Annotated in this window: 16 protein-coding genes; 14 read left to right on the forward strand and 2 right to left on the reverse strand. The window is 38.5% G+C overall.

What is annotated here, in order from left to right; all coding sequences use genetic code 11:
- Positions 1-40: 40 nt before the first annotated feature.
- The 14 genes from BCF58_RS00870 to BCF58_RS00935 all read left to right on the forward strand — a co-directional run bounded on the left by BCF58_RS00870 (position 41) and on the right by BCF58_RS00935 (position 22,995).
- Positions 41-2,626 carry a T9SS type A sorting domain-containing protein gene (locus tag BCF58_RS00870; RefSeq protein ID WP_121459915.1) on the forward strand — a complete coding sequence of 862 codons (2,586 nt, stop codon included), beginning with the start codon at positions 41-43 and terminating at the stop codon, positions 2,624-2,626.
- Between the two features lie 187 nt (positions 2,627-2,813).
- A complete protein-coding gene (locus BCF58_RS00875; RefSeq protein WP_121459916.1) occupies positions 2,814-6,491 on the forward strand; it encodes a DUF11 domain-containing protein in 3,678 nt (1,225 codons plus the stop codon).
- 31 nt (positions 6,492-6,522) lie between these two features.
- A complete protein-coding gene (locus BCF58_RS00880; RefSeq protein WP_121459917.1) occupies positions 6,523-7,053 on the forward strand; it encodes a hypothetical protein in 531 nt (176 codons plus the stop codon).
- A 419-nt stretch (positions 7,054-7,472) separates the two neighbouring features.
- Entirely contained in the window at positions 7,473-11,294 is a 3,822-nt protein-coding gene (gene rpoB / locus BCF58_RS00885) for a DNA-directed RNA polymerase subunit beta (RefSeq protein WP_121459918.1), read from the forward strand.
- A gap of 113 nt (positions 11,295-11,407) precedes the next feature.
- Complete coding sequence (rpoC, locus tag BCF58_RS00890) at positions 11,408-15,673, forward strand: DNA-directed RNA polymerase subunit beta' (RefSeq protein WP_121459919.1); 4,266 nt, start codon at positions 11,408-11,410, stop codon at positions 15,671-15,673.
- Positions 15,674-15,768: 95 nt separating this feature from the next.
- Positions 15,769-16,074 (forward strand): DUF3467 domain-containing protein, encoded by a 306-nt coding sequence (locus tag BCF58_RS00895; RefSeq protein WP_121459920.1) that lies wholly within the window; start codon positions 15,769-15,771, stop codon positions 16,072-16,074.
- A 208-nt stretch (positions 16,075-16,282) separates the two neighbouring features.
- Positions 16,283-16,933 (forward strand): Crp/Fnr family transcriptional regulator, encoded by a 651-nt coding sequence (locus BCF58_RS00900; protein WP_228434698.1) that lies wholly within the window; start codon positions 16,283-16,285, stop codon positions 16,931-16,933.
- Between the two features lie 123 nt (positions 16,934-17,056).
- Positions 17,057-17,896, forward strand: a complete 840-nt coding sequence (locus tag BCF58_RS00905) for a DUF5777 family beta-barrel protein (RefSeq protein WP_121459922.1) — start codon at positions 17,057-17,059, stop codon at positions 17,894-17,896.
- 1 nt (position 17,897) lies between these two features.
- Entirely contained in the window at positions 17,898-18,236 is a 339-nt protein-coding gene (locus tag BCF58_RS00910) for a c-type cytochrome (RefSeq protein ID WP_228434699.1), read from the forward strand.
- Positions 18,237-18,255: 19 nt separating this feature from the next.
- Positions 18,256-18,801 carry a YceI family protein gene (locus BCF58_RS00915; protein ID WP_121459924.1) on the forward strand — a complete coding sequence of 182 codons (546 nt, stop codon included), beginning with the start codon at positions 18,256-18,258 and terminating at the stop codon, positions 18,799-18,801.
- Positions 18,798-19,325, forward strand: a complete 528-nt coding sequence (locus BCF58_RS00920) for an ankyrin repeat domain-containing protein (protein ID WP_121459925.1) — start codon at positions 18,798-18,800, stop codon at positions 19,323-19,325. Before BCF58_RS00915 ends, BCF58_RS00920 begins: the two co-directional genes overlap by 4 nt.
- A gap of 2 nt (positions 19,326-19,327) precedes the next feature.
- On the forward strand, positions 19,328-20,086 hold the full coding sequence (locus BCF58_RS00925) for a T9SS type A sorting domain-containing protein (protein WP_121459926.1): 759 nt from the start codon (positions 19,328-19,330) through the stop codon (positions 20,084-20,086).
- Between the two features lie 127 nt (positions 20,087-20,213).
- The gene (locus BCF58_RS00930; RefSeq protein ID WP_121459927.1) at positions 20,214-21,491 is read left to right on the forward strand and encodes an alkaline phosphatase family protein; all 1,278 of its coding nucleotides are present in this window, start codon (positions 20,214-20,216) and stop codon (positions 21,489-21,491) included.
- 172 nt (positions 21,492-21,663) lie between these two features.
- Complete coding sequence (locus BCF58_RS00935; protein WP_121459928.1) at positions 21,664-22,995, forward strand: carboxylesterase family protein; 1,332 nt, start codon at positions 21,664-21,666, stop codon at positions 22,993-22,995.
- 59 nt (positions 22,996-23,054) lie between these two features.
- On the opposite strand, the gene BCF58_RS00940 is transcribed toward BCF58_RS00935, so the two are convergent.
- Positions 23,055-24,527 carry an alpha-amylase gene (locus tag BCF58_RS00940; protein ID WP_121459929.1) on the reverse strand — a complete coding sequence of 491 codons (1,473 nt, stop codon included), beginning with the start codon at positions 24,525-24,527 and terminating at the stop codon, positions 23,055-23,057.
- A gap of 44 nt (positions 24,528-24,571) precedes the next feature.
- On the reverse strand, positions 24,572-25,669 hold the full coding sequence (dinB, locus tag BCF58_RS00945) for a DNA polymerase IV (RefSeq protein ID WP_121459930.1): 1,098 nt from the start codon (positions 25,667-25,669) through the stop codon (positions 24,572-24,574).
- Positions 25,670-25,708: the final 39 nt, after the last annotated feature.

A 25,708-nucleotide genomic window follows, 5' to 3' on the forward strand; every position in this document is an offset into this window, starting at 1 on the left:
ATAAAATAAAACACACAATTTAACAACTAAACAAAAACAAATGACAAAAGAATTATTCGGGAAAATTACAACGGTTCTAATGTTTTTAGTGACTACTGTAATGGTTTTGGCACAGGGCTATACTCCAATAAGAGGGATGGGAGTAGAAGCGAAGCCGGTAAATAGCAATGGAATTTGCTTAGGGTGTTATAATGGGAGTATGAATCCCGTTATTGATGCAAATCTTGATAATAGTGTAAGTCTGGGTAGCTTTGCTACGTTGGTGGGTGGAAACGGAATTTCGGTAAAAAACACCAATACTACTTATCCTGCCGGTTATATCACCGGTTTCAATGTTGACCTTGGAACAAGTGTCATTACTGCGAGTCTTTTAAGCAATATAAGAATCAGTACTTATAAAGGAGGAGTTCTTCAGGAAACTTCTTCGAGCTCGACTTTATTATCTGTTCCTGCTTTTGGAGGAACAAAGACCAGAATTTTCTTACATCTTAGAACAACAAAGGAATTTGATGAAGTAAGACTGTATCAGGTAAATGCACTTTCCATCTTTAGTGCTCTTAATGTATACTATGCTTTTGCATTTGATCCTACTAAAGTACCGGTGGATAACAATGGTATTTGTGATGACATTATTGCAGGAAGCGGAGTAGATGGAAATGTATCTGGAAGCAGCAGTTTCTTAGCGCCGTTATCATACGTTACTGATAGGGAAAAAATTGGAGATGGGGATAAAAATTCTTATGGACAGATTGTTTTGCCGGCTGGTTTATTAGGTTCATACTCGGTAGGAGTATTGGATAAAAATCAGATTTATCCGGCCGGGAATAAAGCCGGGTTTGTTATTGAGCCGGACGATCAGGGGAAACTTTTAAGTGCTGAGTTTTTAAAAAATATTACCATCGAAACTTATCTGTTTGGGCAACTGCAAGATTCTAAAAACCTGAGTGATGGAGGAGGACTTATCAACATTAAAGTGTTAAGATTTGGTTCTAACAAACAGAAGATTTCTCTTACAACGACTAAGCCTTTTAATGAAATAAGATTGAAAGTAACTCAAACTTTAGGAGTGAATTTCGGTGCGTTAAAAGTGTTCTATGCCTTTGAAGAGCCGCAAGGTTGCGATTGTAATGAATATATCCAGACTTCAGGAACGTCCAGGTTAGGAGACATCGTGTACGGGTCTTCGTGGACAGGTGCTTCGGGAACCCTTTTCGGGCTTACTAATATTACAAATCCGGGAAATGTTGTAGATACCAATACCACCAATTTTGCAACAGTGAATTTATCTCCGATCAATCTTTTGATTCCTACTGTAAGGCTTACAGTAAAAAGTAATACAGGTGTGTATCCTGCCGGAACATTCGGAGGGTTTACCCTGACAAAAAGTGCCAATCTTTTTACCATCAACGCTCTTGATTATATTACAATTACCTTCTATAAAGGAACTACGGTAACAGAATCCAGAACGTCAGGTGGTCTGTTCAGCGGACAATTTATTACCTCGGCTTCCAATCAGTTTTATGTAGGATTTACTGCTACAAAGCCGTTTGACAGGATGAAAATTGAGATCAATCCGGGAATTGGTATTACATTGGCACAACAATATTATATTTATAATGCCTTTGTTCAGTTAGATGATGATGGGGACGGAGTGTCCAACTGTAATGATAAATGTCCTAATGGTGATGACAGTATAGATGCTAATGGAAATGGTATTCCGGATTGTGCTGAGGGTTGCACGGTGGTGAATGATAAATCTCCTTCAATGGATTCAGATGGAGACGGAATTGTGGATGCTTGTGACGGAGATTCAGATAATGATGGTATTCCTGATGCTCTTGAAGACCTAAACAATAATGGTAAATTTGAGGATGATGATGCTGATGGGGATCCTGTATTTGTGGCTGTACCGGGTGATGGTGTGCCAAGTTATTTGGATTTGGATTCGGATAATGATGGGGTTTTAGACTTATTTGAATCCGGTATCCCTGTTTCAGTGATTGATCAGATCGACACGGATCATAACGGAATTGTTGATAGCGGAGTAGCAAAAGGAAACAATGGCATTGCTGATGTTTTAGAGACTTCACCTGATTCCGGTATTATGAAATACCCGCTTAGGAATACAGACGGTGATGATAAGCCTGACTTTGTGGATTTAACATCTAACGGATCTCAGTATGACCTTTATGTAATTGGTAAAGATAATCTGGATGATCTTGGCGGTGGATTTATCTCAAGAATTAGTGATGCGGATTCAGATGGTATCCAGGCTGTAGTAGACACTGATCTTGTAAATAAAGGAGCTCCGGATTCTCCACTTTCTCCTTATGCTTCATTTGCTAAGAACGGAAGTTTAACCACAGGTTCTAAAGCTTCAGATACAGCTGCTGCAATCAATGATATTAAAATATATCCAAACCCTGTAAAAGCAGGTGAAAACCTTAATATCAGATCTTCAGAAGAAGGAACTTATACCATCTTCTCCATTCAGGGGCAGATTGTAAAGTCTGATAAGTTTGAAAGAAATACTGAGATTAATACGTCTGCACTACCGGCAGGAATGTATGTCATTAAAATTGACACAAAATCTACAGTGAAATCATATAAAATTATTGTGAAATAATAGCTGTAGAATATTTTTTACAAGAAAAAGGCTGTCCATTTTGGGCAGCTTTTTTTATTCTTTTAAAAATTATAATAAATTAATATTGTACATGTTAGTGTATTTAATTCATATTGTATATTTTTGTAAAATAATAATTAATATATATAATTGTTGTTTATTTATATTAATCTAAAAAAAACAATTTATGAATGATAAATCTTTATTTCTTTCCAAGAAACCTTGGAACAGGATTGGTAAAAAGCTACCTTGTATTATAGGTTTTCTTTTTATTTTCTTTGTAAAAGCACAGAATCCGGCTTTAGAAATGACAGATGGTGATAGTAATCCCACTGCGAACGTAACTAACGTTGTAAGTAATACAACGATTAGACTCAGGAATAACACCAATAACCCCACAGGGAATACATTTGCTACCTACGCAAATCCCACGGCATTAAATGTTACCTACACTTTAAGCAATCAACAGTATGCGCAGACCAATTTTACAGGATATAACGGATCTGTGTTTATGGGGTATCCGGGTGAACCAATTCTTACTTTAATGAATGCTTTTGGAAGTACCACTGCGAGTACTCCTTTTACGAGCAATGGTGCACCAGTAGGGAATGGAATAGATGTCGCAGTAAACAGGGCGGTTAATATGATGGTTAATGTACAGCCGCTTACTGCGGCGGGAAGAGCAACCAATCAAAGGTGGCAGATGGCAGATCTTACACTTACTTTCAGCAGGCCTGTTACCAATCCCTATCTACAGGTCAATGCATTGGGAGGTACTTCTAACGGACAGAGCTATACTACTGAATTCGATTATGTTTCTTCTAATGTACCTGTTACCTTTTCTAAAATTTCAGGGACTGCTCTTCTGAATGTTACCTCTACGCAGATTTTGAATTCGGCCACCACTCCGGATGGGACGGCCGCCAATGCATCAAGGGGGACTGTACAAGTTACCGGAACAGGCATTACTACCCTTACATTAAGGATATACATGCGTGGAGGTACTGCAAATACAGGGACCAACTGGCATGGGACAACAGCAACAGCAGGTGATGGCTTCATGATCGGAGCTACTGCTGCAGAATCTAATTTAAGTGTGACTAAAACGATAAATAACTCTACACCGGCAGCTGGAAACAATGTGAGTTTCATGATTACCGCAACCAATACGGGGGCATCCAATAACACCGGAGTTGTTGTGAATGATCTGCTTCCATCAGGATATACTTACGTTAGTTCCACGGCGTCTACGGGGACTTATATCAGTGGAACCGGAGTTTGGACCATTGGTAATCTTAATGCGGGGCAAAGTGCAAATCTGGAAATTATAGCAACCGTAAAAAGCACAGGTAGCTATACGAACACGGCAACTATTTCCGGAGATCTTATAGATCCTGATACCACTAATAATACAGCAAGTGTAACACCTGCTCCTGTTATTACCGATACAGATGGTGACGGAATAGATAACAGCCTGGATCTGGATGATGATAATGATGGGATTTCGGATACGGTAGAAGGATTTTGTACTTCCCAAAGTGTGTATACATTAAATATGGCCAATACTTTAGCAGGAGCTACTTTCGGGGCAAACGGGGGAAGTTTTAATTTGGTATATACATTGACGTCAGGTAGCGCTGTACCATCGCTCGGAGCTAGCTTTAATGTTCCTTTTTCCTATTCAGATTTCAATAACACTGTAAATGCGCAGAATCATACCTGGAGTGCATTCAATACTTCTGCAACTGAATTTAGAATTCTTCCTAATACTACAGCTTTATATACAGGCCTTCCAACCAATAATACAACCACTGAAGATCAGAGCGGGGCATCACCCAATACATCGGATTCATGGTTCAGGTATTTTCTGAGTACCAACAGGATCTCCCAGTTGGGAACCTTTACCACCACCATAGGAAATTTACCAACGGTGACAGGAACTTCTTCTTATAGCAGTAATACTTCATTGGATCTTTTTTCATCTTTCAATGCAGCTAATTCTGGTGCAGTTTTGGGAAGTGGATATTATGCAAGAATGGAATTCCAGAATACCACTAATACAGGAGCTGGAGCGAGCACATTGCCTTTTGGGGTGAGTTATGGCAATACTTATACCTGGGATTACACGGCATTTACAAGTACAGCAGGGACAGGAGCGACAAATGCTGGAAACAGAGGGCTTATAACCATTTCACAGAATACGGTCACTTTCTGTAATCACAGAGATACGGACGGGGACGGAACTCCGGATTATCTTGACCTGGACTCCGACGGAGATGGTTGCTTTGATTCTATTGAAGGAGATGAAAATGTAACCAAAGCACAGATTAATGCAAATGGGAGTATATCAGGGAGTGTAGATGCTCAAGGGGTGCCTGTTCTTGTAAATACAGGCGGAGCGGCAGATGTGGGTTCAGACCAGGGGCAAGGCGTTGGATCTTCTGCAAATGCAAGCATTCAAGATGTTCAGTGTGCCAATGCTTTTGGTTGTACGAGTGCAATGTATCTTTCTCAGACGGCAAGTCTTTATAATGTGAATACGACTACTAATCCATTCACTTATCCGCTTATAGGAACAGCTTCTTCTAATTATAATGCAATTGGAATTAACCCATTGAACGGCTATATGTATGGTATGGTAGCTAATACAAATAATATTGTAGTTATTAATACAGATGGGACTTCTATTGCTTTAGGTGCTGTAACAGGTCTTCCTTCGGGAGTTATATATAATTCCGGAGAAATAGATAACCTGGGCAACTATTATGTAAAAATAAATACAAACAATAACCAGCTATACAGGATAAACCTTACGACATTAACGGCAACATTAGTAACGCTTTCTGCAAGTAATACTTTGCCGGATATTGCGTATAGTGTGACAACCGGACTTTTATATGGTGTGAATTCAGTAAACGGACAGTTGGTATCCATTAATCCTACAACGGGAGCTGTTACTCCAATAGGAATTACGCCGGGAGCGGTAAACTTTGGAGCTATGTTCGCATCAAGTACCGGTGAAATGTATGGTGTTGATAATGCGGGAGGGTTTTATCAGTTTAATCTTACTACAGGACAAAGAGTTCTTATTTCCGGAGCTCCTGCAAGTTCGGCAAATGATGGTGCACATTGTGTTACCACGCCAATAGCATTTAGTGCAGATCTGGCTGTAACCAAAACAGATGGCGTTACATCATATGCTCCGGGAACCAGTACCACTTATACGGTAGTTGTAAGTAATAATGGTCCTTTTGGGGTTTTAGGAGCTACTGTGGCAGATCCTGTGCCTGCAGGAATTCCTTCAGCGAATGTTTCCTATACTGCTGCTGTAGCTGGCGGAGCCACGACTTCTGTGACGGGAACCCAGTCCGGGGCAATTAATGATGTGGTAAGCCTTCCTGTTGGAGGCACTGTAACCTATACTATAGTGGTGAATATCCCTGTTTCTTATTCAGGAAACCTTGTTAATACGGTTACTGTGACTTCACCTTCCAATAGCACTGATGGAACTCCTGCCAACAATACTGCAACAGATACGGATACTCAGGCAGCGTGCTACAGGCCGGCAGTGACTGCAGGAACTATTTTGGATACCCCTCAGGGAATTACTTCGCTGGGAAGAGCCGGAAATAATACATCAGGGAATAACTGGCCAATGGTAAGAAAAGGAGCATGGACTGTGTTGGAAGCCAAAACAAAAGGATTTGTTCTCAACAGGCTTACTACGGCACAAATCGCTGCAATTCCTGCTGCTGATCTTGTAGAAGGGATGATGGTGTATAATGTTACCTTAGACTGTCTTCAGGTAAATACCACGGGTACCCCTGCGGGATGGGCTTGTTTTAATACGCAAACATGTCCTTAACCTTATTTGTATAATTAAAATTGAAATTAACATGAAAAATATATTCATACTTATCGCAGCATTATTTTTTAATAGTTTGTTTGCGCAGGTTGCAATTGGAAAAGTATCTGTTGCCTCTCCGTCTGTTTCATTAGATTTCGGAACGGCAAACAGGGGAATGATTCTTCCCTGGGTTACCTCAACAGGGGCGGTTACAGGCGTTGTAAACGGGACCATGGTTTACGATCTTACCGATAAGAAAATAAAAGTAAAATATGCTTCCGGCTGGAAGGATCTTTCTATTCTTACAGGAACTACAGTTGATCCTTTAACCAGTGTGGATGGAGCTACTATCCAAAACGCTCCTGTGGAAAATTCTACGGCAAAAACTGCTATAGGTACTCCTACAGCTACACCGGGAATTCTGGTGTTGGAGGATGCCAATAAGGCTATGGTTCTTCCTAAAGTGGCCAGTCCGCACCTTAATATCATAAATCCTGCCCCCGGGATGATGGTTTATGATACAACTGCTAAACTTCTAGCTGTTTTCAACGGAAGTGTTTGGACTTTCTGGAAACAATAGCCTGGGATTGTAGCAAAAAAATAGAACCGTTTCATTTTGAAACGGTTTTTTATTTGTGAATGTGGATAACTTTTTGTATCTTTGCTCCTCTTTTGGCGCGAATAATTGTTTGTAAATCTGTAAAATATTATGAATCAGCTCTTTCATATTTATGAAAGGGATTTCGTGTATATAGATATTGCGGTAATTTCTGCCTCAAAAGTAATAAAAATATTTTGCATTACGCTGTGAAAAGATATACCAGTGTTGCAGTTAGAAGTCAGATTGAAGACTTTAAGAATAAAGGATAAAGAACAAAGACCGATGATTGCGCCAAAATTTTCTTGCTTTTTCTTTTTCTTGCCTCTTTTCTCTTTACTCTCTTCTGATATTTTTTTAATGAAATCAAAATATTTTTTAACCCCTTTCTTTAAAGTTTTATGAGTAAAACAACAGCAACAACTCAGGGAAATCAGAGAATTAATTTCTCATCAGCGAAAGGAAAAATCATTACTCCGGACTTCCTGGATATCCAGATCGAGTCCTTTAAAGAATTTTTCCAGCTTGATACACTTCCTGAAGACAGAAGGAGTGAAGGTTTATACAAAACCTTCCAGGAAAACTTCCCTATTACGGATTCCAGAAACCAATTCGTATTAGAATTCCTAGACTATCTGGTAGATTCTCCACGTTATTCAATCGATGAGTGTGTGGAAAGAGGTTTAACGTATTCAGTTCCTCTGAAAGCAAGACTTAAATTGTATTGTACAGATCCTGAGCACGAAGATTTCCAGACCGTAGTTCAGGATGTATATTTAGGCCCGGTTCCTTACATGACGCCTAGTGGTTCTTTCATCATCAATGGTGCTGAAAGAGTTATCGTTACCCAGTTACACCGTTCACCTGGTGTATTCTTCGGACAAACATACCACGCCAACGGAACTAAACTTTATTATTCAAGAATTATCCCTTTCAAAGGATCTTGGATGGAATTTACAACTGATATCAACAGCGTAATGTACGCGTATATCGACCGTAAGAAAAAATTGCCATTAACGACATTATTAAGAGCAATCGGATATGAATCTGATAAGGATATCCTTCAGATTTTTGACCTTGCTGAAGAAGTGAAAGTTTCTAAAGCTGCCCTTAAAAAAGTAGAAGGAAGAACATTAGCTGCGAGAGTATTGAACACCTGGTTCGAAGACTTCGTAGATGAAGATACAGGAGAGGTGGTTTCTATCGAAAGAAACGAAATCATCCTGGATAGAGAAACTGTTCTTGAAAAAGAACATTTAGATCTTATTTTGGATGCTGGTGTGAAATCTATCCTGATTCATAAAGAAAACAGCAATGAATTCTCTATCATCCAGAATACATTACAAAAAGACCCTACCAACTCTGAAAAAGAAGCGGTAGAATATATTTACCGTCAGTTAAGAAATGCAGATCCGCCAGATGAGGAAACAGCAAGAGGAATCATTGAAAAATTATTCTTCTCTGAGCAGAGATATTCATTAGGTGAGGTTGGACGTTACAGACTAAACAAAAAGTTAGGTCTAAACATCCCGACTACCACTGAGGTTCTTACAAAAGAAGATATCATTGCGATCGTAAGACACTTGATCGAGCTTGTAAACTCTAAAGCTGAGGTTGATGATATCGACCACTTATCAAACAGAAGAATTAAAACTGTTGGTGAGCAATTGGCAGGACAGTTTGGTGTAGGTCTTTCAAGAATTGCAAGAACAATCAAGGAAAGAATGAACGTTAGAGATAACGAAATCTTTACTCCGCTTGATCTTGTGAATGCTAAAACGTTGACATCTGTAATCAACTCGTTCTTTGGTACCAACCAGCTTTCTCAGTTCATGGACCAAACCAACCCGTTATCAGAGATTACTCACAAGAGAAGATTATCTGCATTGGGGCCTGGAGGTTTATCAAGAGAAAGAGCAGGGTTCGAGGTTCGAGACGTTCACCATACCCACTACGGAAGAATTTGTCCGATTGAAACTCCGGAAGGACCGAACATCGGTTTGATCTCTTCTTTAGGTATTTATGCAAAAATTAATACTTTAGGTTTCATTGAAACACCATATAGAAAAGCTGAAAACGGTAAAATTGATTTGAATTCAGATCCGATTTACTTAAATGCTGAAGATGAGGAAGCTAAAGTAATTGCTCAGGCCAACGTTGAAATGAATGATGACGGTAGCATCAGTACAGACAGGGTAATTGCAAGATTGGATGGTGACTATCCAGTGGTAGAGCCTAATCAGGTTGACCTTATTGACGTTGCCCCTAACCAGATTTCCGGTATTTCCGCTTCATTGATTCCATTCCTGGAGCATGATGATGCGAACCGTGCATTGATGGGATCGAACATGATGCGTCAGGCAGTTCCTCTATTGAAGCCACAGGCTCCGATCGTAGGTACAGGTCTGGAACAGCAAGTTGCAAAAGATTCAAGAATCTTAATTAATGCAGAAGGTACAGGTGTTGTAGAATATGTAGATGCTGACAAAATTGTTATCAAATATGAAAGAAGTGAAGATGAGGATTTAGTACAATTCGAATCTGCTACTAAAACTTATAACTTAACTAAGTTCAGAAAGACCAACCAAAGTACAACCATTACACTAAGACCAAACGTAAGAGTTGGTGATACGGTAGAAAAAGGGCAGGTACTTTGTGACGGGTATGCTACTGAAAATGGAGAGCTAGCGCTTGGTAGAAACCTGGTGGTTGCCTTCATGCCTTGGAAAGGGTACAACTTCGAGGATGCGATCGTAATCAACGAAAAAGTTGTACGTGAAGACTGGTTTACTTCCATCCACGTAGATGAATATTCATTGGAAGTTCGTGATACCAAATTAGGTATGGAAGAATTGACAGCAGATATTCCAAACGTTTCTGAAGAAGCTACCAAAGATCTTGACGAAAACGGTATGATCCGAATCGGTGCTGAAGTGAAGCCTGGAGATATTATGATCGGTAAGATCACTCCAAAAGGTGAATCAGACCCGACTCCTGAAGAAAAACTTCTAAGAGCGATCTTCGGTGACAAAGCCGGTGATGTAAAAGATGCTTCATTGAAGGCGGACTCATCATTAAGAGGTGTTGTGATCGATAAGAAATTGTTCTCAAGAAATATTAAAGATAAAAAGAAAAGAACTGAAGAAAAACTTAAGCTTGAAGAAATTGAAAACACTTACAAGGCTAAGTTTGATGATTTGAGAAACACTTTAATTGAAAAATTAAATACACTCGTAAGCGGTAAAACTTCTCAGGGAGTGAAAAACGACCTGGATGAAGAAATCATCGGTAAAGGGGTGAAGTTTACTCATAAATTATTGACTTCAGTTGAAGATTATGTAAATGTTAGTGGTTCAGACTGGACTGTTGATGCTGATAAAAATGAATTGATCAAACAATTAATTCACAATTACAAAATCAAATACAACGATATCCAGGGAGTTAAAAACCGTGAAAAATTTGCAGTTTCTATTGGAGATGAGCTACCTGCAGGTATTATGAAGCTGGCTAAAGTTTACATCGCTAAGAAACGTAAACTGAATGTTGGAGATAAAATGGCAGGACGTCATGGTAACAAAGGTATTGTTTCAAGAATCGTTCGTGAAGAAGATATGCCATTCCTTGAAGACGGAACACCGGTAGATATCGTATTGAATCCATTGGGGGTACCTTCCCGTATGAACATCGGTCAGATCTATGAAACAGTTCTTGGATGGGCTGGTCAGAAATTAGGAATGAAGTTCGCTACGCCTATCTTTGACGGAGCAAGCCTTGATCAGATTACTGAATATACAGATAAAGCTGGTCTTCCGAGATTTGGTAACACTCACCTTTATGATGGTGGTACCGGAGAAAGATTTACACAGCCTGCAACAGTAGGGGTAATCTATATGTTGAAATTAGGACACATGGTTGATGATAAGATGCACGCACGTTCTATTGGTCCTTATTCATTGATTACTCAACAGCCGTTAGGAGGTAAAGCTCAGTTCGGGGGTCAGAGATTCGGAGAGATGGAGGTTTGGGCTCTTGAAGCATTCGGAGCATCCAATATCCTGAGAGAAATCCTGACTGTGAAGTCGGATGACGTGATTGGTAGAGCGAAAACTTATGAAGCAATCGCAAAAGGAGAAGCAATGCCTGAACCAGGTATTCCGGAATCCTTCAACGTATTACTTCACGAGCTACAGGGTCTTGGATTAGACGTAAGATTGGAGGAGTAAATTAAAAGATTTAATTATTAAAAAATTAAAGAATTAATGAACTCCGAGATGATAAGAGCGAAAGTAATTTTTAAATCTTTCAATCTTTTAATCTTTTAATCAAAATAAAAATTATGTCAAATAAAAATAAATCAAGTAGATTTAATAAAATAACCATCGGTTTAGCTTCACCGGAATCAATTCTTCAGGAATCGAGAGGGGAGGTTTTAAAGCCGGAAACTATTAACTACAGAACACACAAGCCTGAAAGAGACGGGTTGTTCTGTGAAAAAATCTTTGGTCCTGTAAAGGATTACGAATGTGCTTGTGGTAAATATAAGAGAATTCGTTACAAAGGGATCGTTTGTGACCGTTGTGGAGTAGAAGTTACTGAGAAAAAAGTAAGAAGAGAAAGAATCGGGCACATCAATCTTGTAGTTCCAATTGCGCACATTTGGTATTTCCGTTCATTGCCAAACAAAATCGGATACCTGTTAGGAATCCCTTCTAAGAAATTAGATATGATTATCTACTACGAAAGATATGTAGTGATTCAGCAGGGTATTGCTAAAAAATTAGATGGTTCCGATTTTGATCACATGGAATTCTTAACAGAAGAAGAGTATCTTGATATCTTAGAAACCCTTCCGGTTGAGAACCAGTATCTGGATGATTCAGATCCTAATAAATTCATCGCCAGAATGGGTGCTGAAGCTGTGGAAGATCTTTTAAAAAGAATCGATCTTGATGCATTGTCTTTCGATTTAAGACACAAAGCTCACAATGAAGGCTCCAAGCAAAGAAGAACTGAGGCTCTAAAAAGATTGAATGTTGTAGAAGCGCTAAGAGGTGCCAATACAAGAATGATCAATAAGCCTGAGTGGATGATCATGCGTGTGCTTCCAGTTATCCCACCGGAATTAAGACCATTGGTTCCATTGGATGGTGGACGTTTCGCAACTTCTGACCTTAATGACCTTTACAGAAGAGTAATTATCAGAAACAACCGTTTGAAGAGATTATTGGAGATCAAAGCTCCTGAAGTAATCTTGAGAAACGAGAAGCGTATGCTTCAGGAATCAGTAGATTCATTATTTGATAATACAAGAAAATCTTCAGCCGTAAAATCTGAATCAAACAGACCGTTGAAATCACTTTCAGATTCATTGAAAGGTAAGCAAGGGCGTTTCCGTCAGAACTTATTAGGAAAAAGGGTTGACTACTCTGCGCGTTCGGTAATTGTTGTAGGTCCAAACTTACAGCTTCACGAGTGTGGTATTCCTAAAGATATGGCTGCGGAATTGTACAAACCGTTTATCATTAGAAAACTAATTGAAAGAGGTATTGTAAAAACGGTAAAATCTGCCAAGAGAATTATTGATAGAAAAGAACCTGTAGTATATGATATCCTTGAAAATGTGATGAAAGGCCACCCTGTTCTACTGAACAGAGCACCTACGCTTCACAGACTGGGTATCCAGGCTTTCCAGCCTAAGATGATCGAAGGTAAAGCGATCCAGCTACACCCGTTGGTAACAACGGCATTCAACGCCGATTTCGATGGTGACCAGATGGCGGTACACTTACCGTTAGGCCCGGAAGCAATCCTTGAAGCTCAGTTATTGATGTTAGGTTCTCAAAACATCCTGAACCCTGCTAACGGTTCTCCTATTACTGTACCTTCTCAGGACATGGTTCTTGGTCTTTATTTCATGACTAAAGAAGCAAGCTCTACAGAAGACTATAAAGTAAAAGGTGAAGGATTGGCATTCTATTCTCCGGAGGAAGCGGAAATTGCTTATGCTGAAGGGAAAGTTTCTTTAAATGCGAAAGTAAGATGTAGATTACCGGTTAAAGAAAACGGAGAATTAGTAACAAGATTAATTGAAACTACAGTAGGTAGAATTTTATTCAACCAGATTGTACCTAAGCAAGTAGGATATATCAATGAGCTTCTAACGAAGAAATCATTAAGAAATGTTATCGGTAAGATTCTTGCTGACACAGACTTCCCTACAACAGTGAAGTTCCTGGATGCAATGAAAGACTTAGGATATTCAAATGCATTCAAAGGAGGTCTTTCATTCTCATTAGGAGATATCGTAGTTCCTGCTGAGAAGAAGCAAATGATTGCTCAGGCTGTTGAAAATGTAGACGAAATTAGAGCCAACTATAACATGGGTCTTATTACAGATACGGAACGTTATAACCAGGTAATTGACGTTTGGACAAACACCAACGCGGGATTAACGGAAATGATCATGAGCAGAATGAAATCTGACCAAGGTGGATTCAACTCTGTATATATGATGCTTGACTCTGGTGCGAGGGGTTCTAAAGAACAGATCCGTCAGTTATCAGGGATGAGAGGTTTGATGGCAAAACCGCAAAAAGCCGGATCTACCGGAGCGGAAATCATCGAAAACCCGATTGTTGCCAACTTTAAAGAAGGTCTTTCGATCCTTGAATACTTTATCTCTACCCACGGTGCACGTAAAGGTCTTGCGGATACTGCTCTTAAAACAGCTGATGCGGGTTACCTGACAAGAAGATTGGTAGACGTAGCGCAGGACGTTATCGTAACGGAAGCCGACTGTGGTACTCTAAGAGGTACTGAAGTTACTGCACTTAAGAAAAATGATGAGATCGTTGAAAAAATCTCTGAAAGAATCTTAGGTAGAGTTTCCCTTCATAATATTTATGATCCTGAAACAGATGAATTAATCGCTGGAGCAGATCAGGTAATCAACGAAGAGCTGGCTAAGAGAATTGAAGAAGCAGGATTAGAAGCAGTTGAAGTTCGTTCACCATTAACCTGTGAAGCTAAGAAAGGTATCTGTGCGAAATGTTACGGAAGAAACTTAGCAACCGGTAAAGTAATCCATATGGGTGAAGCGGTAGGTGTAATTGCAGCACAATCCATCGGGGAACCGGGAACTCAGTTAACATTGAGAACCTTCCACCAAGGGGGTACTGCAGGAAACGTATCAGAAAACCCTTCTATCGTTGCAAGAAGAGACGGTATCGTAGAAATGGATGAAGTAAGAACCATTACTTCTGAAGATGAAAACGGTAACACGGCTGAGGTTGTGGTTTCCCGTTCAACAGAATTCAGATTGGTAGCTGATAACGAAACCAGAACTCCGCTAATGATTGCCAACGTTCCTTATGGTTCCGTATTGGCAGTAAAGCCTGGTGATAAAGTGAAGAAGGGAGATATTATCTGTAAGTGGGATCCTTATAATGCGGTTATCATTGCTGAAACGGCTGGTAAGGTAGAATACGAAGATATTATCCAGGGGGTTTCATTCCAGCTTGAAATTGACGAGCAGACAGGATTTGAAGAAAAAGTAATCTCTGAATCCAGAAATAAGAAAGCCGTACCTACATTGAGAGTAGTAGATTCTAAAGGTGTTGAGCAAAAAGCTTACAACTTACCGGTAGGAGCTCACTTAATGGTTAACGACGGTGAAAAAATTAAAGCTGGTAAAATCTTAATCAAGATTCCGAGAAAATCTGCAAAAGCAGGGGATATCACCGGAGGTCTTCCGAGAGTTACCGAATTATTCGAAGCAAGAAACCCTTCAAACCCGGCGGTTGTTACAGAAATCGATGGGGTAGTTTCTTACGGAAAAATTAAGAGAGGTAACAGAGAATTGATCGTTGAGGCTAAAACTGGGGAAAGAAAAATTTATTTAGTTAAATTATCAAACCAGATTCTTGTTCAGGAGAATGACTTCGTAAGAGCGGGAGCACCGCTTTCTGACGGTTCTATCACACCGGAAGATATCTTAAGAATCAAAGGTCCAACTGCGGTTCAGGAATATCTGGTGAATGAAATTCAGGAAGTTTACCGTCTGCAAGGGGTGAAAATTGATGATAAACACTTTGAAATCATTGTAAGACAAATGATGACGAAGGTAGAAATTGTTGATGGAGGTGATACCCAATTCCTTGAAGGTGCTTTAGAGCATAAGTATGATTTCTTGGAAGAGAACAACAGAGTATTCGGTCTTAAGGTAGTTGTAGATGCTGGAGATTCTAAAGAATTCAAACCAGGTCAGATGATTACAGCAAGAGAATTAAGAGACGAGAACTCCAAGCTGAAACGTGAAGATCAGAAATTAGTAGAAGTAAGAGAAGCGCTTCCTGCTACGGCAACGCCGGTACTACAGGGTATTACAAGAGCCGCTCTTCAGACTAAATCATTCATGTCTGCAGCATCGTTCCAGGAAACTACGAAAGTACTTAACGAGGCAGCGGTTGCAGGTAAAGTTGATGAACTGAATGGTCTTAAGGAAAATGTAATTGTAGGACACAGAATCCCTGCAGGTACAGGTCTTAAAGAATATCAGAGTGTAATCGTAGGTTCTAAGAAAGAATTCGAGGATATTAACTAAAAAATTAATTATAGATTACGGATTTTAAATTCTAAATGATTTATATTCGTAGTCTATAATTTAAGATATAAAAATTAAAAATTTTTTAAAAAAACATGGACAATCAAAATCAAAATCAAGACGGAAACATCAACATTGAATTAAATGAAATGGTAGCTGCTGGAATCTATGCTAACTTAGCATTGGTAAACCACTCTCCATCAGAATTCGTTGTAGATTTCATCCAGTTAATGCCAGGTGTTCAACAAGCTAAAGTAAGATCAAGAGTTATTCTTGCTCCACTTCACGCGAAGAGAGTTTTATCTGCTCTTCAACAAAACATCGCTAACTACGAGCAACAATTTGGTGAAATCAAAGAAGTTGAGCCTTTCGTATTAGGTGGTAACAATGTACAAGCTTAAGATTTTTATCTAAAAAATAAATCAGAATGCCTCAAATTTATTTGAGGCATTTTTTTATGCTTTTTTGATATTTTAAATGATAGTGATGAAATCTGTTGGATTTTAAAAATATATTTATGTTTTATTGATAATTTGTAATAAAAGTTTAATCCTATACTGTCTTATCAATACTTCAATTTTATATATTTGTCTTAAATATGTAATGGATATGATAGATCATCAGTTTATAATCAATAAGTTCGGGTTCCTGGGTAGTGATTTCTTTGATGAAATGCAGAAACATGCCATAATAGATACAATAAAAGCAAAGACCGAAATCATACGGGAAGGGCAAAAGATAAGGTATGTCCCTTTTTTAATCAAAGGATCTATAAAAGTCTATTCCCTGAATGACGGCCGCGAACTTATTTATTATTATGTCCGGCCGGACGACAGCTGCCTGATGACCTTTGCTTCCATTTTTGGGGATTACACCAGCAAAGTATATGCGATCGCTGAAGAGGATTCGGAAGTATTGCTGATTCCCGCTTCCGTTTTGCACAATTGGCTCATCCGTTTCCCTGAGATTAATAAACTCTTCTATCACGAATATGACAAAAGATTTACTGATGTCATGAATATGGTCAATGAAGCTGTTTTCCACAGACTGGATAAAAGGATACTCAGCTACGTGAAACAACAGATTTCACTCACAGGAAATAACCCTATTAAGCTTACTCATAGAGAAATTGCCAGCAACCTGGGAACTTCGCGGGAAGTTGTAAGCAGGGTATTGAAAAAAATGGAAAATGAAGGAGAAGTTGTACAGACTAGAGACGGAATACAAATACTTGCTAATGAAAATGTTAGAACAATCTAATAAATATTGTTTAATGTTTTTAATTCTATGATTGATAAAAACAATGCAGTAGGTGACTTTTATCACATATTTTTGAAACCATAACTCGATAAGTTTGTTATATACATTTTAATTGAAAATTATATGACGAAAACTCTCTTATTTTTGTCGGTATTGATTTCAAATCTTGCCTATTCCCAGGAAGATTTGCTTAAAGATATTGACACACTCAAGACAACCGAAACTTCACCACCTGCTTTTAAAGCCTTACAGGTCGTTACCGGTCAATCTACCAAGCTCACTGCCAAAAATGAATGGTATATTGTGGTGGCACACCGTTTTGGAGATATAAGTACCGGCTTCAAAAACTTTTTTGGATTAGACGATGCTTCCACCAAATTAGGAGTGATCTATGGTGTAACTGATGGACTTTCTTTAAGCCTTTCCAGAGAAACCAATATGAAAACATTTGAAGGAGCGGCCAAATATAAACTGGTAAAGCAAAATGAAAATTTCCCCGTAGACATTGTAGGATACAATGTAATGGGTGTAAATACAGATTTGGATAAAGATAACTATCCGCATCTGAAATTTGGGGATCGGCTTTCTTACCTTACACAGGCATTAATTTCAAGAAGGTTTAATGATAAGTTTTCTTTACAGTTAAGTCCTTCTTATATTCATAAAAATTTATATGATCCGAATATAGAAGACAAAAATCAGTTCTTGGCCGGATTAGGGGGACGTTATAAAGTCTCCAAAAGAATTTCGGTAAATGCGGAATATTTTGTCAATTTTGATAATCACAGTTTCTATAAAAACCCGTTGTCATTAGGAGTAGATATAGAAACCGGGGGACATGTTTTCCAGCTTTTGTTCACCAATTCCCAGCTCAATTCCGATATCGGATATTTATCCAATGCGACGGGGGAGTGGGGAAAAGGTCATATTTTCTTTGGGTTTAATCTTTATAGAGTTTTTTAAAATGAAAAAGATAATATATATATCATCACTCGCCATTACTTTAATCGCTTGTGAAAGCAGAACCTATGAAGAAATTTCAGATAACACGCCTATTGTTGAGAAAATAACGTATAACAAAGATGTAAAACCAATAGTAGAAGCCAATTGTGTATCCTGCCATTCTCCGGGAGCACAGGCTTTGACGAATTATGACCAGGTTAAAACACATATTGATAATATTTTGGACAGGATTCAGAGACCTAATGGTGATCCTGGGAAAATGCCGCAAGGAGGGGCGTTAACCCAAACTCAGATCAATATTTTCATCAAATGGAAAGCCGACGGTCTGGTAGAAAATTAGAAACAGAAAAAATAGAGAAATGAAAAATATAATACTAATCATTGTCACGTTACTGTTCAGCAACCTGATTTCGGCGCAGAAATACAGTTCTAAAACAGGGAAGGTAACGTTTGAAGCATCAGTTCCTTTATTTGAGGATGTTTTTGCACAGGATGACACTAATGTGGTGGTGTTGAACGCGGATACGGGAGATATCGCTTCTATTTCTGCCGTTAAAAACTTTCATTTTAAAGTGAAATTAATGGAAGAACATTTCAATGAAAGCTATGCCGAATCATCAAAATATCCCAAAACCACTTTTACCGGAAAGATTTTGAACTTCGATAAAACCAAACTTACAACCTCTCCTCAGAAATATACAGTTCAAGGGAAACTCAACTTCCATGGAGTGGATAAAGCAGTTACTTCTTCTGCAACCATATATGCTAAAGACGGGAAAATATATATGCAGGGAGGCTTCGTAGCAAGACCAGCGGATTTTAATGTGAAGATCCCTAAAATGGTTACGAAAAAAATTGCTGAAACGGTAAATGTTGAATATAATTATGCACTGGTAAAACAATGAAAAATCTACTCTTAATAATAAGTATGTTCCTGAGTTGTACATTTTTTTCAGCCCAGGAAAAAGCAAAATCAATTTTTGATATTGCAAGAACCGGAACAGTAGCAGAAGTAAAAGAACTGATGAAGCAGAATCCGGACGTCATCAACCAGGCTAATGAAAATGGCTTTTCTCCGCTTATTTTAGCATGCTATAGGGGAAATGTAGAAGTGGCTAAATTTTTGATGGATAACGTAAAAGACATTAACTATAAAAGTCAGGAAGGAACGGCATTAGCTGGCCTTTCTGTAAAGTATAATAAAGAACTCGTAGAGTATTTATTAGAGAAGAAAGCTGATCCCAATATTGCAGATTCTACAGGATCCACACCATTATTTTGGGCGGTGAAATTCGGGAATAAAGAATTGATAGAATTATTATTAAAGCATAAAGCTGATAAGTCTAAAAAAGATTCAATGGGAATGACTCCATTTGAATATGCCCTACAAACCAATAACAAAGAAATCATCAACCTCTTAAAAAATTGAATATGAAAAAAGTTTTACTAACACTAAGTTTAGCTCTTGCAGGGATCGTTGGAGCGCAATTTTCTTCTGGGACAGTAAGTCTGGGAGCAACAGGAATGACAGTAAGGCTGGAAACTACACCAACTCTGGCTACTTTAACAATTACGGGAAACAGTACTTCTTATTTGGGAATAGGATTTGGAGCAGTAGGAGATGGCATGGCTGATGGTGCTGATGGATTTATATATAACGCAACTGCTAACAGGGATTATACATTTAATGGAGTTGGAACGGCACCATCTCCTGATGCTGGTGGCCAGGATTGGACAGAAACTTCTAATACGGTTTCAGGTACCACAAGAACTGTAATTGCGACAAGATCACTGACTGGGGGAGCTGGAGATATGGCAATTCCTAATGCGGCAGGACCCATCCCTATTTTCTTTGCCAGAGGAGGAAGTACAACCATTACTCAACACAGTTCTACCAACAGAGGATATGCGACATTAAATATGGCTGCTACTCTGGGAACGCAAGAGGCTGCTCTGGCAGAAAGTAAGAAAGTGGTTCTTTATCCAAACCCGGCCAAAGAAACGGTAAGCTTTAAAAACTTTGATAAAATAAAATCTGTTGATATCTACGAATCATCAGGAAGAAAAGTAAAATCTGTAAAAATGGATGGTGAAAGTATCTCGGTTTCCGATTTAAAATCAGGAAGCTATTATTTCGAGATCACTTTAAAGGACGGAACTTTATCTTATGAAAAATTAATTAAAGAATAAATAAAAAAGCCGCTTTTCAGCGGCTTTTTTATTTACAACAATTCTAAAAAGAGCTTTTAATGTTTTTTTAACCTGCCAAACTTTCAGCAGCGGAATACAGATAGTAACTTTGCTGAAAATTTTTCTCATGAAGCGTGGAATGCAATTATTCTTGCTGTTTATTTCGTTATTTGTTTTTGCCCAAAAAGGCGATATAGATACGGCTCAAATAGTGATTCCGAATCGATATAACAGCGTGGAAGCACAAACAAAGCCTTATGTCATCATGATCTCTGCAGATGGTTTTCGTTATGACTATGCTCAGAAATACAAAGCTGAAAATCTTTTAAAGCTGTCTTCGCAAGGCGTTCAATCCAAGGCGATGATTCCAAGCTATCCAAGCATCACTTTCCCGAATCATTGGAGCCTGGTTACTGGTCTCTATCCATCTCATCATGGTTTGATCGATAATTATTTTTATGATTATCAAAGAAAAGAAGGATATGCAATGAGTGACCGGAAAAATGCCGAAGACGGAAGCTGGTACGGTGGAATTCCGCTTTGGGGATTAGCCGAGAAACAAGGAATGGTCTCCGCTTCCTTAATGTGGGTAGGTTCTGCAAGCGACGCCGGAGGTAAAAGACCCACCTATTATTACCCGTATCACGAAAAATTCACACCTTCTGAAAAAGTAGATAAGGTCGTCCATTGGCTACAATTACCAATGGATAAACGCCCTCATTTTATTTCATTATATTTTCCTGAAGTAGATGGAAGCGGTCATCATTATGGCCCGGATAGTAAAGAAACTGAGAATGCTGTTCATCTTGTTGACGAAGCTATTGGAGAATTGGTTCGAAAAGTAAATAATCTGGGATTGAAAAATGTGAATTATATCTTTGTTTCTGATCATGGAATGATCAAAGTGGACGGCAGAAACCCTTTGGAAATACCGGAAATTCTAATGGACAAAAAAAGGTTCGACTTTTATAATTCCCAGACCTTATTAAGAATTTATGTTAAGAACCCATCCGAAGTTAAATCGGTTTTTAAAGAATTAAAGGCCCAGAAAACAGATGACTATAAAGTATACCTGGATAAAAAATTTCCAAAATATCTTCATTTTGCCACCAAAGACGATAAATATAACAGAATAGGACAGATTCTGTTGGTTCCGAAAGCGCCAAAAGTATTTTTACCGAAAGGAAAAACAACTTCTGTTGGAAAGCATGGATATAATCCAAGAATAGTTCCCGAAATGAAAGCGACCTTTTTAGCTTGGGGAGCAGAATTCAAAAATAATTTGGTCATTGATGAGTTTCCGAATGTCCATGTATATCCATTAATTGCTGAAATACTAGAATTAAAAATAGACCAGCCTATTGACGGGAAAACAAAGGTTTTAAAGAAAATATTGAAAAAATAATAGTTTTCGGCGCACCGCAGGTGCGCCGAAAACTATTAACTATGTTCTAAACAATAATTTCGTCAGTAAATTCAGAGCTTTAATTAATATCAGATCAAGTGTTAAAAACGAAAAATAATTCGGATTTTTGAAAAAACAAGCTTAATTTTAAAAAGTAAAGTTATTGTTTTTAATGACGTCACATCAAAACATAGGAACACATACTTTTCATACTCCCCTTGGAAAGATCATAGCATTAAAAGAAAATGGTGTTATCAAAGCCAAAAGTATTCGTTATGCCTATTCTGAAAGATATAAAATGCCGGTTCCGGTAGATCCCTCTGAATCAGACATCATTTTCAAAGAAAAAACACCCGTTTGTCCGCAGATAATAAGCCCGCTTTTAGAAAGGTTGATAGAAAAAACGGATTTGGAAAAGTTCGAAGTGGAGGAGTCATCGCAATTCCTCACCGTTACTCGTCCCGGAGATTTTACAGAAAAGGAAAAGCTACCTGTTGTAGTATGGATTCATGGCGGGTCCTATGAAGTCGGTTGTGGCGATCTTCCTACTTCTGATCCTGAACTTTGGGTGAAAGAACAAAATATCATTGTTGTTTCAGTTTCCTATCGTCTTGGGCTTTTCGGATTTTTAGGCGGAGATGAAAAGAGACCTCCCAATCTTGGGCTTTTTGATATTATAGAAGCCTTGCGGTGGATTAAAAAGAATATCGAAAGCTTTGGCGGACATCCTGAAAACATTACTCTTTTCGGACAATCTTCCGGAGGAGATGCTATTGCACATCTTATCATTTCTGAGGGCGTTGAAAATTTATTTCAAAGACTGATCATTCATAGTGCTCCTTTAGGGTTTCGACATAAAAGGCAGAAAATGTCTGCAGAACTTTTCAGGAAAACAGAATATTTGAAAGATGAGACAGACGTTGTGAAAATGATTTCGGAATACACACAACATTTGCCTTCGGTGATCAAATATGGTCTGAAAGCATCAATGCCTTTCTGCTTACAGTATGGTTATCCTCCTTTGTGTACAGAAAACGAAAGTCTTGAGCGGTGGAAAAAGAATGCGGAAAAATATGATGTGTTAATAGGCTTAAATCATGATGAGACTGCTTTTTATGTAAAAACTGCCGAAGATGGCATGTACACTTACCTGAATGATCCTATTCTCAACAGAATAGTTCGTGCAACAACAAAATTTATTTATGAAAAACCAGCTCGCATTTTTGCCGAAAACTATGCGGAAGGCGGCGGAAATATTTACCTCTTTAAAATTCATTCAAAAATAAAACATAACTCTATCGGAGCGTCGCATTGTATTGATCTTCCTTTGATTTTTGAGAATGAACATGCCTGGGAAACTTCGGAACTACTAAAAAATATTCCTTGGGAATATATTCATGAGAACGGGAAAAAGCTGAGAGCGCTCTGGGCTGAGTTTGCCCGAAGCGGAACTATTTCCGATAACTCGGAAAGACCCGAAATTTTAGAACTCCGAAAAGTTTAGATCGTCTAAAAGATAAAATATTCTTTTAAACTAAGTGTTAGAAGCTTTTGTGGTTGAGATTATTCCGGCACCCAAACGCTTACATTTCCTGCCGGAACAGGGAAATCGCCCCAGCCGTTTTTATCAATAATTACCTTTTCCTCAGACCTTTTAAGCAGATCATAAAATTTTTTTCCGGCATATTGTTTACCTATTTCCATAGGTTTATTATAATGGTCCTTATTGCTCAGAACAACAGCACAACCTCCATGCTTTTCATTACCTTCACGAATCCAGCCTAGGCAATTGGCATCTTCAAAATAATCTCTTTGGGCTCCATAAGCGTGCTCTTTCCTTGCCTTTAAAAGCTCTTCGATGCCATCTACTTTAGGTAAGAAAATTTCCTGATCATTCCCCGCCTTGTCTTTATCAACATAATGAGCTCCATAAAGGTCGGGATAAAAAACACATGGATAGCCGTTTTCCCTTAATAGGATCAGAGCATAGGCAATTGGTTTGAACCAGCTTTCAACCGGAGCTTCCAGATCCTGTAAAGGCTGAGTATCATGATTGTCAACCAGACTTACAGAATGTAGAGGATCGGCCTGTGTGAGTGTTTCATCAAAAATCCGTCTTAAATCATAGGAAGCTCCTTCTTTGGAGGCATTGTGGAAATTATTCTGGAATGAGCTGTCAAAAAGACTCATACAACCTTCAGTCACGTCAATATATTTTTGGAGAAGATGTAAATATCCCGGGGCCCAGTATTCACCCACCGCAAAAATATCTTTTCCTGAATTGGAGCGCAACAACGTTAACCACTCCTTATAAAAATCAAAAGAGATATGTTTTAAGGCATCCAGTCTTACTCCGTCAAAATCTGTCTGATCAAAATACCACTTTGCCCATTTATTAAGTTCTTCCCGTACATGCGGATTGCGATGTTCAATATCATTGTACATCAGGTAATCATAATTTCCTTTTTCATCATCTATCATTTCTTCCCAGTTGTTTCCATATTCAGACTGGGTTTTGAAGATATGGGAATCTAATCCTTCTGCATAATCCACACCACTGAAACAGGTGAAATTCCATTCAAAATCCGAATACTTTTTACCCCTTCCCGGAAAAGTAAACTTGGTATAAGACTGAATATCGAAAAATTCTGAAATAATTTTATTCCGGTTGTTTTCATCCACTTTTGCCGCCTTGAAGGTCTCAAGCTCATCACCACCGCCTTTATGTCCGAGAACAATATCCACAATAACCTGGATATTATTTTCCTTAAGCGCCTTTATAGCATTTAAATAATCCTGTTTCGTCCCGTATTTTGTAGGAATGGTTCCTTTTTGGTCAAATTCTCCTAAATCGTACAGGTCATATGAATCATAACCCGTTGAATAGCCACCGTTTGCCCCTTTATAGGCAGGAGGAAACCATACTGATGTAATTCCCAGATTGGCTAAATGATTGGCTTCCTTTTCAGCTTCTTTCCACAGTTTTCCACCACCTTCCGAGTACCAGTGGAAAAATTGAATCATGGTCTGGTTCATATAAAGTAAGATTTGGTTCTTACAATGTAGTGAAAAAATACCAATTAATAACTTTCAAACTCTTTAAACGGGATTTTTAGTTGAACGGAAACCTGCTTTTTTTCTTCCGTATTGAGATGAGAAAGTGATAATCCTAACAAACGTACCGGCTTATCAAAAGGACGAAGTTTCCAAAGTTCTTTTGAAGTTTTGAAATATTCTTCTTCTGAGCTGAAATATTTCTCTTTGGTGATGCTTCTTGTAAAAAGTGAAAAATCTTTGTATTTGATCTTCAGCGTTAAAGATCTTCCGAGAATATTATTTTTTTGCAGTCTTTGATGAAGTTCAGCACTTAGACTGTTTAATTTTTCATCAATCTGTTGTTCATCAAGGAGATCTTCAAAAAATGTGCGTTCAACAGCAACACTTTTTTGAATGCGATGAGGTTTTACTTCCGAAGTATGGATTCCTCTTACTACATTATAATAATATGCCCCTGATTTCCCGAACAGCTTTACAAGTTCGTCCAGAGATTTCTTTTTGAGGTCACTTCCTTTGAAAATGCCCAGTGTAAACATTTTATTGGCAGTAACTTTTCCTACCCCGTAAAACTTTTCAACGGGAAGCTCTTCCAGAAAATCTTCAATTCTATCGGGATGAATGGTTTTTTGGCCGTTAGGTTTATTGATGTCGGAAGCTACTTTGGCCAAAAATTTATTTACGGAAATCCCTGCAGAAGCAGTTAATCCGGTTTGCTCAAATATTTTCTGGCGGATTTCCCTTGCTATCTGGTTAGCCGACTCTATATTTTTTTTATTTTCCGTAACATCCAGGTAAGCTTCATCTAAAGAGAGAGGTTCTACCAGGTCGGTATATTCATGGAAGATTTCACGGATCTTTCTTGAAATCTCTTTGTACCGGGCAAAACGGGGTGGAACAAAAATAAGATGCGGACATTTTTCTTTGGCTGTTTTACTAGGCATTGCAGACCGGACTCCGAATTTTCTGGCTTCGTAGCTCGCCGCGGAAACCACACCTCTGTGCCCGCCACCGACAGCAATTGCTTTTCCTCTTAGAGCCGGATTATCATGCTGTTCCACGGAAGCATAAAATGCATCCATATCTACATGAATAATTTTGCGGATGGGAAAAGGAAAATCCATATCACAAAGATATGGATTCTTGTATTTCTGATGATTCAA

Source organism: Chryseobacterium defluvii, from assembly GCF_003634775.1.
Taxonomy (GTDB): domain Bacteria; phylum Bacteroidota; class Bacteroidia; order Flavobacteriales; family Weeksellaceae; genus Chryseobacterium; species Chryseobacterium defluvii.

Excerpts from the sequence above, each read along its gene's own strand:
- BCF58_RS00870 (WP_121459915.1), top strand. The coding sequence starts at position 41 with ATGACAAAAGAATTATTCGGGAAAATTACAACGGTTCTAATGTTTTTA.
- BCF58_RS00875 (WP_121459916.1), top strand. The coding sequence starts at position 2,814 with ATGAATGATAAATCTTTATTTCTTTCCAAGAAACCTTGGAACAGGATT.
- BCF58_RS00880 (WP_121459917.1), top strand. The coding sequence starts at position 6,523 with ATGAAAAATATATTCATACTTATCGCAGCATTATTTTTTAATAGTTTG.
- rpoB (WP_121459918.1), top strand. The coding sequence starts at position 7,473 with ATGAGTAAAACAACAGCAACAACTCAGGGAAATCAGAGAATTAATTTC.
- rpoC (WP_121459919.1), top strand. The coding sequence starts at position 11,408 with ATGTCAAATAAAAATAAATCAAGTAGATTTAATAAAATAACCATCGGT.
- BCF58_RS00895 (WP_121459920.1), top strand. The coding sequence starts at position 15,769 with ATGGACAATCAAAATCAAAATCAAGACGGAAACATCAACATTGAATTA.
- BCF58_RS00900 (WP_228434698.1), top strand. The coding sequence starts at position 16,283 with ATGATAGATCATCAGTTTATAATCAATAAGTTCGGGTTCCTGGGTAGT.
- BCF58_RS00905 (WP_121459922.1), top strand. The coding sequence starts at position 17,057 with ATGACGAAAACTCTCTTATTTTTGTCGGTATTGATTTCAAATCTTGCC.
- BCF58_RS00910 (WP_228434699.1), top strand. The coding sequence starts at position 17,898 with ATGAAAAAGATAATATATATATCATCACTCGCCATTACTTTAATCGCT.
- BCF58_RS00915 (WP_121459924.1), top strand. The coding sequence starts at position 18,256 with ATGAAAAATATAATACTAATCATTGTCACGTTACTGTTCAGCAACCTG.
- BCF58_RS00920 (WP_121459925.1), top strand. The coding sequence starts at position 18,798 with ATGAAAAATCTACTCTTAATAATAAGTATGTTCCTGAGTTGTACATTT.
- BCF58_RS00925 (WP_121459926.1), top strand. The coding sequence starts at position 19,328 with ATGAAAAAAGTTTTACTAACACTAAGTTTAGCTCTTGCAGGGATCGTT.
- BCF58_RS00930 (WP_121459927.1), top strand. The coding sequence starts at position 20,214 with ATGAAGCGTGGAATGCAATTATTCTTGCTGTTTATTTCGTTATTTGTT.
- BCF58_RS00935 (WP_121459928.1), top strand. The coding sequence starts at position 21,664 with ATGACGTCACATCAAAACATAGGAACACATACTTTTCATACTCCCCTT.
- BCF58_RS00940 (WP_121459929.1), bottom strand. The coding sequence starts at position 24,527 with ATGAACCAGACCATGATTCAATTTTTCCACTGGTACTCGGAAGGTGGT.
- dinB (WP_121459930.1), bottom strand. The coding sequence starts at position 25,669 with ATGGATTTTCCTTTTCCCATCCGCAAAATTATTCATGTAGATATGGAT.